17 protein-coding genes are annotated in these 14,058 nt (G+C 40.4%); 3 read left to right on the top strand and 14 right to left on the bottom strand.

Annotated features, from left to right (window positions below; genetic code table 11):
• Window positions 1-18: 18 nt before the first annotated feature.
• From AB5706_RS00750 to AB5706_RS00790, 9 genes are all read right to left on the bottom strand, one after another.
• Window positions 19-1,299 carry a plasmid recombination protein gene (locus AB5706_RS00750; RefSeq protein ID WP_173773049.1) on the bottom strand — a complete coding sequence of 427 codons (1,281 nt, stop codon included), beginning with the start codon at window positions 1,297-1,299 and terminating at the stop codon, window positions 19-21.
• A 304-nt stretch (window positions 1,300-1,603) separates the two neighbouring features.
• A complete protein-coding gene (locus tag AB5706_RS00755; protein WP_173773048.1) occupies window positions 1,604-2,110 on the bottom strand; it encodes a hypothetical protein in 507 nt (168 codons plus the stop codon).
• Entirely contained in the window at window positions 2,107-2,307 is a 201-nt protein-coding gene (locus AB5706_RS00760; protein ID WP_173773047.1) for a hypothetical protein, read from the bottom strand. The genes AB5706_RS00755 and AB5706_RS00760 overlap by 4 nt, the downstream gene beginning before the upstream one ends.
• Window positions 2,279-3,046, bottom strand: a complete 768-nt coding sequence (locus AB5706_RS00765) for a ParM/StbA family protein (protein WP_173773046.1) — start codon at window positions 3,044-3,046, stop codon at window positions 2,279-2,281. The genes AB5706_RS00760 and AB5706_RS00765 overlap by 29 nt, the downstream gene beginning before the upstream one ends.
• Before the next feature lie 201 nt (window positions 3,047-3,247).
• Complete coding sequence (locus AB5706_RS00770) at window positions 3,248-4,540, bottom strand: virulence-associated E family protein (RefSeq protein WP_173773068.1); 1,293 nt, start codon at window positions 4,538-4,540, stop codon at window positions 3,248-3,250.
• Between the two features lie 7 nt (window positions 4,541-4,547).
• Window positions 4,548-5,195 carry a CHC2 zinc finger domain-containing protein gene (locus tag AB5706_RS00775; protein WP_173773045.1) on the bottom strand — a complete coding sequence of 216 codons (648 nt, stop codon included), beginning with the start codon at window positions 5,193-5,195 and terminating at the stop codon, window positions 4,548-4,550.
• Window positions 5,196-5,274: 79 nt separating this feature from the next.
• Complete coding sequence (locus tag AB5706_RS00780; protein WP_173773044.1) at window positions 5,275-5,598, bottom strand: plasmid mobilization protein; 324 nt, start codon at window positions 5,596-5,598, stop codon at window positions 5,275-5,277.
• Complete coding sequence (locus AB5706_RS00785; RefSeq protein WP_173773043.1) at window positions 5,588-6,667, bottom strand: site-specific integrase; 1,080 nt, start codon at window positions 6,665-6,667, stop codon at window positions 5,588-5,590. Before AB5706_RS00785 ends, AB5706_RS00780 begins: the two co-directional genes overlap by 11 nt.
• Window positions 6,664-6,858, bottom strand: coding sequence for an ICEBs1 excisionase (locus AB5706_RS00790; RefSeq protein ID WP_173773042.1), 195 nt, complete (start codon window positions 6,856-6,858; stop codon window positions 6,664-6,666). The genes AB5706_RS00785 and AB5706_RS00790 overlap by 4 nt, the downstream gene beginning before the upstream one ends.
• Before the next feature lie 183 nt (window positions 6,859-7,041).
• On the opposite strand from AB5706_RS00790, the gene AB5706_RS00795 reads away from it, so the two are divergent.
• From AB5706_RS00795 to AB5706_RS00805, 3 genes are all read left to right on the top strand, one after another.
• Window positions 7,042-7,587: a helix-turn-helix domain-containing protein gene (locus AB5706_RS00795; RefSeq protein ID WP_173773041.1), complete on the top strand. Its 546-nt coding sequence runs from the start codon at window positions 7,042-7,044 to the stop codon at window positions 7,585-7,587.
• Window positions 7,588-7,616: 29 nt separating this feature from the next.
• Window positions 7,617-8,729 carry a hypothetical protein gene (locus tag AB5706_RS00800; RefSeq protein ID WP_173773040.1) on the top strand — a complete coding sequence of 371 codons (1,113 nt, stop codon included), beginning with the start codon at window positions 7,617-7,619 and terminating at the stop codon, window positions 8,727-8,729.
• 415 nt (window positions 8,730-9,144) lie between these two features.
• Window positions 9,145-10,362, top strand: coding sequence for an IS256 family transposase (locus tag AB5706_RS00805; protein ID WP_177284388.1), 1,218 nt, complete (start codon window positions 9,145-9,147; stop codon window positions 10,360-10,362).
• A 129-nt stretch (window positions 10,363-10,491) separates the two neighbouring features.
• On the opposite strand, the gene cptIN is transcribed toward AB5706_RS00805, so the two are convergent.
• The 5 genes from cptIN to AB5706_RS00830 form a co-directional block, all read right to left on the bottom strand.
• Window positions 10,492-10,980, bottom strand: coding sequence for a type III toxin-antitoxin system CptIN family toxin (cptIN, locus tag AB5706_RS00810; protein WP_368365653.1), 489 nt, complete (start codon window positions 10,978-10,980; stop codon window positions 10,492-10,494).
• Between the two features lie 251 nt (window positions 10,981-11,231).
• Entirely contained in the window at window positions 11,232-11,567 is a 336-nt protein-coding gene (locus AB5706_RS00815) for a hypothetical protein (RefSeq protein ID WP_118640012.1), read from the bottom strand.
• Between the two features lie 49 nt (window positions 11,568-11,616).
• Entirely contained in the window at window positions 11,617-12,033 is a 417-nt protein-coding gene (locus AB5706_RS00820) for a YjdF family protein (RefSeq protein ID WP_368365654.1), read from the bottom strand.
• A gap of 216 nt (window positions 12,034-12,249) precedes the next feature.
• Window positions 12,250-12,564: a hypothetical protein gene (locus AB5706_RS00825; RefSeq protein WP_118600130.1), complete on the bottom strand. Its 315-nt coding sequence runs from the start codon at window positions 12,562-12,564 to the stop codon at window positions 12,250-12,252.
• Between the two features lie 13 nt (window positions 12,565-12,577).
• On the bottom strand, window positions 12,578-13,948 hold the full coding sequence (locus AB5706_RS00830) for a plasmid recombination protein (protein WP_472515465.1): 1,371 nt from the start codon (window positions 13,946-13,948) through the stop codon (window positions 12,578-12,580).
• Between the last annotated feature and the right edge of the window lie 110 nt (window positions 13,949-14,058).

The following is a 14,058-nucleotide window of genomic DNA, read 5'->3' on the forward strand; positions in this document are numbered from 1 at the left end:
TCCTCACTTTCTCCAAATTCACATTTCCTGCTGTAATTTTTTCTTTTTATCCGGCACTTTCTGTTGTGTTGTCTTTCTCTGTCGATTCTGCTCCTCTGCATCCGCTTTCTTCTCTTCCAGTTTTTGCTTGAAGGATTTTGGTGTCAGCGATTTTACAAACTCTGCAAACACCTCTCCAAGACCTCTTGATGCCACAAACTTCTTTAGCTTCTCAATCTGGTCAGTAAGGGTTGCTGTTTTCTTCTCCAAAGCAAATATTTTCTTTTCATATTTTTCCAATAAATGATTTCTTGATACTGCCCGGCTGAAAGCATCCATAATCTTATTCCAATCACTTTTCTTTACCTTGACGTACTCCTCTCCGCCAAACAAATTATTAACCGGAACTGCAACACTTTTCATGCTCTTGGTTTCCGCATCCGCTTCCTTTGAAATAACCTTTAAAGTAGATGCTCTCAAATCATGCTTTGCAAGAAATTCCTGATTGCTTTTATCCCTTTCTTCCAATGCGTCAACCTGTTTTGCAAGTTCCTCGGCTTGTAAAGCAAGCTCTCTGTTATGTATCTCTATTTTCTCCGCCTGTTGTTCCAGTGTCTCCACTTCTCTCATTGCAGCTTTATACTCCGGCAAACTAAGATTATCCCTCTGTATTCCAAGCACCTCTATCTCAATACCTTTCTCCTTGCAAAGCTCCGTCAAATAGGCTCGTTCTCTTTTTTGCCACGCTACTGTTTCATTTTCCTTTTTACTGACTGCCTTTGCAAAACCCATCTGCTGTAATGCCTTGGTAAGACTGTTGCGTGTTTCCATGCCTGTTTTATATCCATGCGCCACCGGAATATAATCAATGTGCAAATGTGGTGTTGCTTCATCCAAATGCATGACACAATTAAACAGATATAAGTTCGGATTTCGTTCCTGAAATGTTTTTGCATACTGCTCCAATATTTCGGTGGCTATCTTTGCTTCCTCCGTCAGATTACCGTTTTCATCCACTACAGGAGTATCTTCCTTTTTCCCTATCTGAACAATATTTTCATAGAATGTCTTTTCCTTATTACCGGAATTTTCTATCTCCTTCAGATAATTTTCTTTTCTCCTGTCTTTACGCTTTTGCGCTGCATTATAATCCATAAGTGCCTGCCCAAAACATTTTTCATATGCTTCTTCTAATGATTCCTGCATATAAATCCGGTTCCAATAGGTCCGTTCGGGTACCACATTCTTGCTGATAAAATCTCGATTATTATGTGTAAGATGCCCTTTCCCTTTTGGGAAAGAAATTGTTTTTGCTCCCAATACTCTCACCTTCTTTCCTTTTTGCGTGCCAGCTAACTATGGTTTTGTTACTTTTGTCAAAAGTAACGCCTTATTACCTTTGACACTACGCATCAAAGGTAGGCGCTCTGCGAGGCTGATGCCACTTGTGAAGTGGCATAGTCTATCGAAAAATACATTCCGATAGACTGCTCATTCCGGCAAAATGCGCCGTCATTCGCTATGGGTGACGGTACCGAAAAAAATGCTTTCGGTACCGTATCATAGGCTTTCACTTTGTAAGTGAATACCAATCGCCAAAATGGGTTCCCATTTTCGGTACCGCCTATTCACCCATTGCAAGCGCCATTGACATCATTGCATCCGACATATCCGTCTCCGGCACTTGCTCCGTTTCTTCCTCATACGACTCTCTGTAAGGCGTATTCTCGACAGAAACAGTTCTAAGGGCTTGTTCACCAAGTTCCTTCGCCAACTGCCTTATAATCGCTCTTTGCATATCCATAATTCGTTCTGCAACGCTTTCCTCAATATGTTCCGCCGCCACTTTCAGCCCGTCATGAAAAACTTCCTCCGAAAGAATCTTTCCGTTTGGAACATTTCCTTCCCTTGAAGTTTTCTCAAGCTCCCCTGCGTAGAAGCAGTGCTCCTCCACTTCTCCTGTCTCCCCGTTAGATACCCTGCCATCCAAAACTAATACAAAGGCATCTGAAAGTGCCTTTCCATAGGAGCTGTCCTTACGGGTTAAACTCTGTAGATACTCCCAAGTCCGACGTTGGTTCTCATCCTCCATGCAAAAGCGTACATTGCTTGATTTATAAGTTTTTTTCATGCAGTTTTTCCTTTCATACGCTGCTTCATTTCTGCCAACGCCTCATACCCTTTTGCATTTGCACAAATATCGGAAATGACAGTTACATTTTGCTTTTCTGTCAAATAAGAAAAGTTTCTCAGCAGACAACCACCACCGCCAATGATATAGAGATGAACCAGATCTTCCTTATAGCCATGTGCCACCAACTTTTTCATAATTTCCTCTATATAGCTTTCCGCAATTCGTTTTGTAACCATCACTTCTTTCGCCTATGCCATTTCTAAGCAGAGGTTCTATTAACATTTCCGGCACTTCCACACCGCTTCGCTTGGATAATTCTTTTTTAATTTTCTCCATGCACTGATGTACCCCGAATACTTCTATGCTAATACTCTTTTCAATCGGTCTGCCATCATGAATTTCGAGAATGCTCATGGTTCCGTTGCCAATATCCACCAGCATATTCATTCCCGGCATTGCACCCTGATTATGAACAGCCGCCAATCCTTGTGGAAAAATTTCCACTCCACACAGATGCACCTTGTAGCGTTCCTTTTGGAACATAAAATCCAGTTCCTTTTCCTGCATCAGATATGCTCTCCAATCGGCTGCTTGTGATTTTACCCACGCAAGTGGAAGTCCTGCCGCAAGCACCACCTCTGCCTCATGCAACCCTCGGAATTTCAGTTCCTCTGCCAGTCCTGCCAAAGTCAAAATATAAAAATCATCGGAATCCGTTTTGTTTCCCTGATATACCAAGTGGCTTTCTCCAATCACATAATATTTATCCCGATATTTTACAAAGTTGGTACTGACAATCGGTTCCTCATCATACGCTTCCACTCCGGTTGTAAATACTCTGTGGGCGGTCTTGATATTCCCATACCCATGATCTAAACCGATATAAATTTTTCCTTTTGCTTTTCCGTTGTTCTGAATATAATTTTTCTCCATTAAAATGTCCTCCTAATTGTCCTGATTTACATGCTCGTTTACACGGTTTGTTTACAAATACTCTTTTAAATAATTTCCGTTTACACGGTTTACAAATCCTCAAATCCTTAATTTTACTGCATTCTTTCGTAAACCTGATTGTTTACATTTCCGTAAACGAACGCCTGTAAACAGAATTTGTAAACGCAGCCTAAAAAACTTTTATCTTTCCTCAAAAGGTATTACCACATCCTCCGGCAGATTCTGAAACTCATTTTTACCTGCCACCCTGCGCCACCCTCTTTGTGTGCCATATCCGGCAAATCTGTGGGAAGAAATTTTTTCCCACCCGACAATGCTATGGTTCATGACATTATTGATTTCTTTCAGTTCCCAATCCTTTGGTGTGTCATACTCGTGAGAAAATGCTTCCTTGTAAATCATAATGCTGCATACATAATCCTCTGCCAGTTCATCCAGCCAGTTCTGTATTATTCCCACCTTTGCATCCTCTGGCATAAAATCCTTCTGCATCTCCTTTAAGTACTCTTCCGTTTTCCCAGATAGTTTTAATTCATGAAAACCGTTCCGATATAGTTCCATCGCTTCCGCCCATGCCTGACGTATGTATTCCCTAGATTCCTTTTCATCCTCAAGAATGTGCTTTTCTACCCATTCCGGATGCACCAATACCGGTGCAAATCTCCGGTTTCCAGTACGGTCAAGGGGCAGAAAGTCCATATTGTTAGAAGTTCCGACAAAAACGCATTGCCTTGGTCTGTCCTCCGGATGCGTCTCATAGGGAATTTTATAGGTTTCCTTCTGCCTGCTGATAAAAGACTTAATATCCTCTATGCTCTTGGCATTAACCGTTGCCATCATTTCCGACATCTCAATAATCCAGTGTCCCTGCATCTTCCGGTAGACATTATCATCATCCATCCGTTTCAAATCATCCGAGAACCACTCATCATTGATGGCTAGGAACCGGAAGAAAGTAGACTTTCCTGCCCCCTGCCCTCCCACAAGACACACCATAATTTCAAACTTACATCCCGGCTCATACACCCTATGGATAGCTGCAAGCATGAAAAGTCGCATGATTTCTTTTGTATAATCATCACAATCAGCACCCAGATACCTGGGCAAAAGATTATCTATTCGAGGTTGTCCATCCCATTTCAGCTTCTCCAGATAATCTCGAATGGGATGATATCTGTTTTCACTTGCCACAATGTTCATTGCTTTGTTGATGTTGCGGTCATTTTTCAGACCATAGTTCTTTTCCAAGTACCAGTGTATCTGATACACATCCGTATCCGTTAAGCTGGAAGACGTACGTTGCCATCCGAGATTACCAACAATATCAATCTTTCCGGACAGTTCATTTTTTCTGATTGACCCCTTCAGCAAAGGATCACGATGAAATACGAGCATGCAATTATTGATTGTCTGACAGGAATTGCCTTTATCATTTCTTGCTAAATCTGCCCGAATATCCTCCACTGTACTCATTTCAGAATCAAGCACTTCCCCGATTTCGTTCCATGATATGTTGTCTTCTGATTCTGACTCTCTCTGCAACCTCTTCCACCTCTTTCCTGCCTTTTATAAAAAGTTCCTGTTTATCCTCTGTACTACCCATGCATAAAATATCCAGCCAGTAATTCATAATCGGCTCTGCATGAAGCATCTGTGCATAGTCCTCTGAAAAAATAATATCTGGTGGCTTTCCCATTAGAAAAAGTCCAACCTGTTCTATTTCCGCTAATCTGCTTTTTAGAAGTTCAATGCTCTGATTACACCATCTTTGAAAACGTTCCTTAATCTGTATGATTCTGTTGCGCTCTGCCTTTTCTCTGCGAATGTGCTCCTTTTCTTTTGCGCTTAACTCCTTATTCCCTTTAATCTCTATTGGAAGGCAAAAATCATCAATCAGTTTTCGTGCCGCACCATATTGTGATAGTCCAAACATTCGTGAAACATAATCAATTACATCTCCTCCTGCACCACATGCAAAACAATGATAATTGATATCTATCTTCATACTTGGGTGCTTATCATCATGAAAAGGGCAACAGGCTATCCCATTTCTTCTAACCTGCAGACCATAGTTTTCCGCTGCCTGCTTCGCCGTCAGATACTCTTTTACCTCTGAAAAAATATTCAATATGCAATTTTCTCCTTTCCTCCGGAGAAAGCCTTTGCTATAATAAATGTGTGTGTTGGATAGAAAGGCTTTATCCTTTTTATTCATAGATGCCCTTGTTACCAGCAGGGGCATTTTTATTCGCTTCAAGCAATTGTTTTACCAGCTCCAGCAACAATCCCTCCTCTTCTGTATTGCCATCCTGCAAATGTATCAATATCTGCTCCAATACTTTTGCCACCCTGACCGACATATAGTTTCCAGCAATGACCGTTACTTCCTGCCCCAATACTGCTTTCCTGTAATATTCCCCTTTGGATATCCCTGATAAAACAATCTTCGCTTCCACCTGATTTTTCTCTTCGTCACTCAGCCAAAAGGCAATTGTATTATGCCGGAACCTGTCCTCTCGTTTACAAGCCACTCTCCTCACCTCTTTCCACTTTTCCAAGCCTATCTGCAATTTTTTCCTGCGCATCCATAGACTGATGACAATAGGTTTCAATCGTAGTTGTAACCTTTCCATGTCCTAATCGCTTTGCAATCTCAACCGGGCTGAATCCCATCTGCACAAGCATACTTGCATGACTGTGGCGGATACAATGAACTGTAATTTTCTTTACCCCAGACAACTTAATTCCACGCTCCATTTCATGCTCAAAGAAGCTCTTTGTCCGTCCGGCAAAAAGACGTGTGCCCGGTCTCACATGATATAATGTCGCAATGTATTCCTTTATCTCATCCTGCAATTCCTTATGTATCGTAATCACACGAACCGAACTTTCCGTCTTTGGTGCTGTAATCAAATCTTCTCCATCAAGCCTTGTTAGAGATTCGTCAACCGTTAAGGTTCCCTGTTCAAAATCAATGTCTTTCACCTGTAACGCCAACAATTCTCCTATCCGCATACCCGTCCAAAATAAAATCTGAAAACCAATCCAAGAATCCTGCTTATCCATAATTGCATCTGAAAACTTCTGAAATTCCTCAAGAGTCCAGTATGGTCTTTCATCCGCTTTGCTCTTTCCCATGCTTCCGGCTTTACGGCAGGGATTGGAACGCAGATCATAGAAATTCACCGCATAATTCAAAATCGCACTAAGCTGATTATGTATTGTTTTCAGATAGGTAGGCTTAAACCCTTTTTCTATCAGTTCTCCCTGCCATTTGCGTATCATGGGGGCTGTGATTTCGTTAATTGGAGTCTTCCCGAAGTATGGCAACACCTTGTCATTCATTACATACTCTTTCTGCTTCATAGTAGTTTTTCGTAAGCGTTTTTCCATATCTGCCTTATAAATCTCCCAGAAATCAGCTAACGTCATTGTCGGATCCGACGATTGCTGCAGCATGAAATGTGCATACCATTCTTCTGCCTCTTTCTTTGTCTTAAAACCCCTTTTCTGTGATTTCTTTTTGGTTCCTGTCCAATCTGTCCAGCGATACTGTATCCGCCATGTACCATTCGGATCTTTCTTCGCATTACAGCTCATGCACTTACCTCCTTTGCTCCGCCATACCATTTTTCCTTAAAATACTCCACTGGAATCTTTCCGGCAATTGTGAGAAACCCCTTGCTTGCCAAATCCTTATTCATTTCTCTAAGGATTTTGTATGATTTCCCCATGCTTACACCAAGCATTTTTGCAATATCCTCTGCACTATAATAGATTTTTTCATCCATGTTTTTTCCTCCTTGTTTTTTAATCGTTTCTGTATAGTATCATTTTGTTGCGTTTTTATATTATCGTAACTTTTGTTTCGTGTCAATATCTTTTTGCTTTATTTTTTTCTTCTTGTGTGTTATCCTATATTTGATATTGAACAGTTTCACAAAAAATAGCTTTAGAGCAGGAGGCATGTTTTTATGACAGTCGGGGAAAACATAAGACGTATCCGACAGGAACGTAATCTTACCCAAAGACAATTAGGAGAAATGGTTGGTGCAAGTGAAGCCTACATTCGCGCCTACGAGAGCGGCAGAAGAAATCCCAAGCCATCCTCCCTTGAAAAAATAGCAGACGCTTTATCTGTCAATCCCGAAGTACTGGCAAACTCTGATTTTGATGGTATTAAAGCCATACACAGACTTTTTCAGATATTCCGTCAATATGACGGACAACTCTTTGAATGCCAGGATAAAGATGGAAACGATATGGTTGGAATCAGCTTTGGAACATTGTCTTTGATGCGATCTTGGTTAGACCGCTATGAAGAATATATGGAAGAAGTCGAGAAATGCAATGAAATCAAAGATGTTAAGAAACGTGGGGAAGCTCTGCTCAAAGCAGAGGCTAACTTTAATCTTTGGATGGATATTTATCCGGAGTCAGAGCCGTGGCAGGAACGACTAAAGATTCAGAAGGCACATGATGAAGTTATGGATAAGATTGGATCAAGCATCAAAGATTAACCTAATACTTTATTTGGAAAGGAATCAATATGAATAAAATGAAATTCATACATATTTCATCTGATGAAATAGATAGTATCACTCATGAAATGTTTTTTGATTACACAGACGAAATTATTGGAAAATCTAATCCTTTGAATGGAGAGCGAAGTTTTGTCCTTTGTATAATTGAACAGATTGTTGCCTTATTAAAACGTGATTCAAAAGATGATAAAATGATTATCACTCATATCCAAACACTTTTAAGGGCTAGTTTATCTCATAATGAATATCAAAATTATTTAAAATTTATTGCTCCAGCAAAAATAGCACAGCACAAAGATTTAGAACCACTTTCAGATATTGAAAGATATGTACTACATGAACTTATTCAAAGTAATTATCATGAATACCTTTGGAAGAGTGATTTTGTTTCCTGCTGTTATACAGCAATGAATGCTTTTTTGATTTCTGCTTATTGTATCATTTCCAAAGGCCTAAATCAGCATATATCAACCATCGATATAACTGTAGATATCTATGATACTGTTATTGACATTACACTTACCCTAGTTGAAACAAAGCCTGATGTTATATTGGTTGATTGGCATAGTATCAATAAAATAAATGACTTATATATGTTATACCTTACTCAATATGCAGGACTTGAAAAATCTTCTATTTTGGATTTAGTATCGGCTGATGTAATTGAAAAAGAATATTACACTAAAGACGAACGCTTTACAATAGCACCCAGTATACTAATGAAACAATATTTATCCATCATAGAACGAGAAGTTAACATTATTATTCAGCTTTCTAAATTGCCAAACACTGAGAATAAGCACTATAATTGGTATGACATGAAAAATTTTGTAAAAAAACGTGGAATCGAACTTGAATATGTTCCCTTTCGACTTTACAAGGCACTTGATGCCCTATATAAATTTCGCAATGAATCCATGCATGGTGAAACAGATATCACAAATGAAGATTATGAAATTTTATTATCATATAAAAACCAAAACTTGTTTATGGGATTATCTGTAAAAAAATTGGAGCTAAAAGGTATCGTAATACATCCCACGGTAGAAGAAATCGGTGAATATACGGGTATTGCCCCCAAAAGTACGATTGCAAATGAATCAATAAAAAAAGAATAACTACAATTTGTACCCAAATCGTACCCATCGGCATCTAAAAAATCCCTACAAAGCCTATAAATACAAGCTTTGTAGGGATTTACCTTTTTATTCAAACTCCCTGTAATCATAACATAATCGTTAAATATATAATTGTCTTTTGCAGATTTTTATATTCATAATATCCAAATTTCACGCTTTATTCATAGTTTCCGATCAAACAGGTATCATACGGGTATCACGAATATTTCTCCTTAATTGCTCTATCTACATGGTGCTAGCACCATGTAATTATTACACCAATAAGGAAAAGCTATCGGCGCTCCCGGGAGTATCCTAAAGTTTGTGTAAACCTCCAAACTGATGTAAGATAAAATTACTCAGTTTGGAGGTTATTTTTATGGCAAGAAGAAAAGACAGCCCACAAAAAGCTGCAATGAGAGAAATGATGCGTGACTATCTGAAAAATAATGATATCAGCATCAAAGATGGCACCGATGTTAACAGCATCATGCGTGACATGATGTCTGTCATTTTGGAAGGTGCTTTGGATGAAGAACTGGATGAAGAATTAGGATATTCCAAGTATGACTATCGAAACAAAGAAACAGACAATAGTAGAAATGGACATTCCAGCAAAACCATGCACACCAGTTATGGAGATATGGATGTGGCAATCCCAAGGGATCGTAATGGTGATTATGAACCTCAGCTGATTAAAAAATATCAGAATACCGTAACTCAGGACATGGAAGAAAAAATACTTTCCATGTATGCCAAGGGAATGACAACTGGAGACATTGAATCCCACATGCGTGAATTATACGATATTGATATTTCTGACAGCACAATCAGCCGGATCACAGACAAAATCCTGCCGATTGTAAAAGAATGGCAGGAACGCCCTTTGGAAGAAGTGTATGCTGTAGTATTTATGGATGCAATCCACTATCACGTCCGCAGTGAAGGACGTATTGTAAAACGTGCGGTTTACATTGCCCTTGGTATCGATATGAATGGGAAAAAAGATGTTCTTGGAATGTATGTTGGAGAAAACGAAAGTGCAAAGTTCTGGCTTTCTATCATGAATGGATTAAAAAACAGAGGCGTTGAGGATATCCTGATTGCATGCGTTGATGGTTTAAATGGATTTCCACAGGCAATCGAGGCTGTTTATCCAAAAACAGAGATTCAGCAGTGTATCATCCATCAGATCCGTAATTCAACGAAGTTTGTTTCATACAAAGACATCAAAAAACTGATGGCTGATCTGAAGCTTGTATATGCAGCTCCGACGGAAGAAACCGCTTTAAATGAACTGGAACTGTTCAAGGATAAATGGGATTCCAAGTACCCAAAAATCTATAAATCCTGGCATGATAATTGGGCAACCCTGTCCACTTATTTCAAATATCCGGAGGCAGTAAGACGGCTGATTTATACCACAAATGCCATTGAAGGATTCAACCGCCAGCTCCGGAAAGTGACTAAAAGCAAGGCGGTATTTCCGTCGGATGACAGCCTTTTGAAAATGCTGTATCTGGCAACCATGGATATCACGAAAAAATGGACCGGACACAGGCAGGACTGGGGACAGATCCATTCCCAGCTTGAAATTTATTTTGAAGAACGTCTGGCAGGGCGGAACCTGTAAAGCAGTCAATTTTAGGCAGGTTTTATTGACATGCCTAAAAACTACTGTATAATGCAGATATGGGCAGAATCCGGAAAATCGGCTCTGCCCATTGTAACTATTCACAAATCTTATATCAGTTTTTAACGTTTACACAAAACTTGAAACGGTCTCGCGCTCCCTCAACTTCTCTAATATCGCCATAACGTCCGGCTGCGTTGGAGTAAACTTAATACCTCGCTTCAACATCCCCATAACTTTTCTCGCTTTTTGCTCAATCTCTCTGGCGGTATGCTCACTCGTCAACATCAGATGATTTCCGGCGATTGTATATTCCCGTTCTATGTATTCTTCTGTTATCGGAAACATATCTTGTATCAGAAATGCGCTCTCCCGGCTGTCGTCCAGTTTGACGATATGAAGAATGTCGCAAGATTTCCCGTTTTTTTCTTTTTTCTCCATAATCCGTCTGTATTTGTCAATGCGGCTAGACAATGGTATCATCCAATATATCCCGGTACTTGTATCTTCAAGGCAGTAATAATGTGGTCTGTTTCCTGCCTTATTTCCTTTGAGATACGGATCTGGCATATCTTCAAAAAATTTATCCTTGATAATGTAAAAGCCTGTTTTCTTCATTTGCCTGTCCTCATTACGGAAAAGTCCCTCGCCTTGCGGCGAAGGACTATACTTTCGACCCAACCATTTATATACCGCATATCGGTCAGCGGTAAACTTTCAACCCGACCATTTATATACCACATATCGGTCAGTGGTAAACTTTCTTTGTACCTACATTCTAGCAAGCGCAAAGAGGAAAGTCAATAGAGCTTTCCATTAAAATTATATGCTAAGGACCACTAATATATACTTATCCCACAGTAAAAAAATTACCGTCTTTTATTACCTGCTGTATTCATGCCTTGCGAAATTTGTCTTTTTACCTCTGGCATCTTCATCGCCTCAGAGATAAGCGTATTCATCATATCACTACCTAATTGATTTTCAAACTGTTTTTGTTGCAACTCTAATTGATTCTTATGTTCTAACTGCAATTTATCAATTTCCATTTTATGCTTTTCTTTTTCCTTTTCCAAGTCCAACTCATAAGTCTTTTCAAGTTTTTTAATATCCTCTCTGCTCTGCTTTCTTGCAACAGCATAACTTGCAAAGCCAGAAATCAAAGCACAAACTACTGATACTATGTACGGCAAATAATTTTCCATATGGAATCCCCCTATCTCAAATGCTTCTGTAGAAAGATAGGAACAGGTATTACCTGCCCCTATGCTTCTTTTTCCTTTTCTGCTGTTTCAGTTCAAACTGCCGCTGTTTCTCTGCTTCCCGTTGTTCCCGGCTCACAGTCTTACGTTCAGTTTTTAACTGCTCCTGCTGTAATTTCAAAGCCTGTTGCGACTTCGTGCCGATCCCGGTATTCTGTACCTGTTTCCGCACTTCTCTCTGTACCCGTTTCGGATTGCGAACAGCTTCTTTTACATCAGTTGCCACAGCCGGACTAAATTTCAGTCGATAGTAATTTCTCAAAACAAAATCGTATACCTCATAATCTTTCGGCTCCGCCCCAAACGTAACCTTGCATACAGATAATTTCCCCTCCGATATGCGTTCAAACACACCTATCCAGAATGGTTCCTCAAAAAATACTGTCAATCTGCCTGATACTTTGTCCATGACAATTCCTCCTTAAAAATTGTACTGAACAAAGAACGGACGACCCAAGGAGGGAGGGCTACTTACACCAAAACGGTGCGGCCGGACTACCTACCGGCTCTATAAGAGATGTTATCCCTTACGTTGTGTTTTTATCTCTGCTCTTTGATTTTAGCATATTATCAGCAATTTTGCCACAAGAAATAAGGGGCACAGCCGCCGCCATACCCCAAATCCCTACCGTTCCAATGCTCTCTCGATTTTCTGCTTCTGCCCTTTCAAATCATTCTGCTTCTCATACAAGCTCTCACGTTCTTTACAGAGTGACTTCATGTGCTCCAACTGCGTCCGCACTCCCTCCCGGCAATCCGGCTCTATCCGCTTATATTCCCCGGTTATACTTCGTATCTCGTTATTGTTTGATTTTATCTGCTCCGACACACATATCCAGTCAATTAGATTGCGTACTTCTATATCTGTATCATACAAATCTGTTTCTGAAAGGATTTTCGCACACAGCCGAACCATAACTTTTTTCTCCATATCTGTCATTCTATCAATCCCCCTATCTGCTCATATCAAATACACGTTTCGGACGTTTATTTTCCTTTTCTGCCCATTCCAGAGCCTTAGACCGCTCAACTATCGACTGCACCTGTTCTCTGCCAAAATAGCGTTCCAAACGCCCCAAATCTTCCGTTTTCTCCTGCAATCGGTCAATAATGTCGCTCTGCTCCATGACCTTATCTGTCAAGCGACTGATCTGCTGCTCCTGCCGGGTAACTTTTTCTTTTAGTTTCTTTCCCTGTTCTGCAAGCTGGGCGCATTTAATTGTCAGTGCTTTTATCGTTTCTTTCAATTTCTCCACAAGCGGAAAAGCTTTTTTATCCTTATAAGCCTTTGCAGACATCAACGCCGCCGGTTCAGGCAGCTGCCACTTCTCATCCTCGTCATAAGCGTGTATGTTCCGTTCCATGACCGCCTTAGACTGAACCATTTTTTCAATATCTTGTTGCAATTTCTTCTGTTGCTTCTCCAATTTCACATTATCAGACAGCAGCTTTTTCTTGTCCTCTGCCAGCGTTGTCGCCTGCTCCTTCAGCAAATCACTTATTTCCGAAAGTTCCGATACTTCCTGCCGGATTGCTTCGCCCTTCTGCCGTATCTGCTCTGTTTCCTGCACTGCTTTTCTATGCTGAATCTGAATATCTGATAATCGCTCTTTTCCGTCAGAAATAGATTGCTCCAATTCTGCGACTTCCTTTGCCCGCTCCTTTTTCTCAAAGTCCAAAACAGATAAATGCTTTTCATGTGTGCCTTTCTTCTCCCACTCAATCCCATGTTCCAGCATGACAGCGGCAAGCTGTTCTTTCTCATAAGCTACCCACTGATTTAATTCCGTTTCCCGCCTTGTACCGCCTTTAAATCCGAGAGCAGATAACGCCTGTTTCAAAGAAACTCTTGTATCAATCCCCCGCCTGCTTCCTGTCGTATACGGTACAAAATCTATATGCAAGTGAGGCGTTGCTTCGTCCATATGAAGATAGGCACTAAATACTCTTAACGTAGGATTTCGCCGCTGGAAATCCCGCATATATTTATCCAGCACCTTTGCCGCAAGTCGTCCGTTCTCCGTCTTTGCCCCCATGTTGTCCTTATCCCCAATTTGCAGGATAATCTCATGAAATGGCTTCTCCTGTTTGCCGGAACGGATTTTCTCATAATAATCGTCAATCCGGCGGTCACTTCTGGTCTGCTTCTCATTATACCGGGTGAGCGCTTCATCAAACAATTCGTGATATACGTCCTTAACATTTTCATTGCAATATTCCACGTTCAGACAGCTTCGCTCCGGGTCAGTATTCTTTGCATGGAATTTTCTGCTATTATGGTTGACAGAGCCTTTTCCTGTCATAAAGCTGATAGTTCGTTTCAATCAATATCCTTTCTCCCTTTCCGGGCAATCAGCGCCGGATACGGCGCATAAGCTTTGTTACTTTCGTCGAAAGTAACGCAAAAGCACTTTTGACAGCCGTTCCGTCCATC

Source organism: Ruminococcus sp. RTP21484sp1_RTP21277st1_D2_RTP21277_210401, from assembly GCF_040924225.1.
Classification (GTDB): domain Bacteria; phylum Bacillota; class Clostridia; order Lachnospirales; family Lachnospiraceae; genus Blautia_A; species Blautia_A faecis.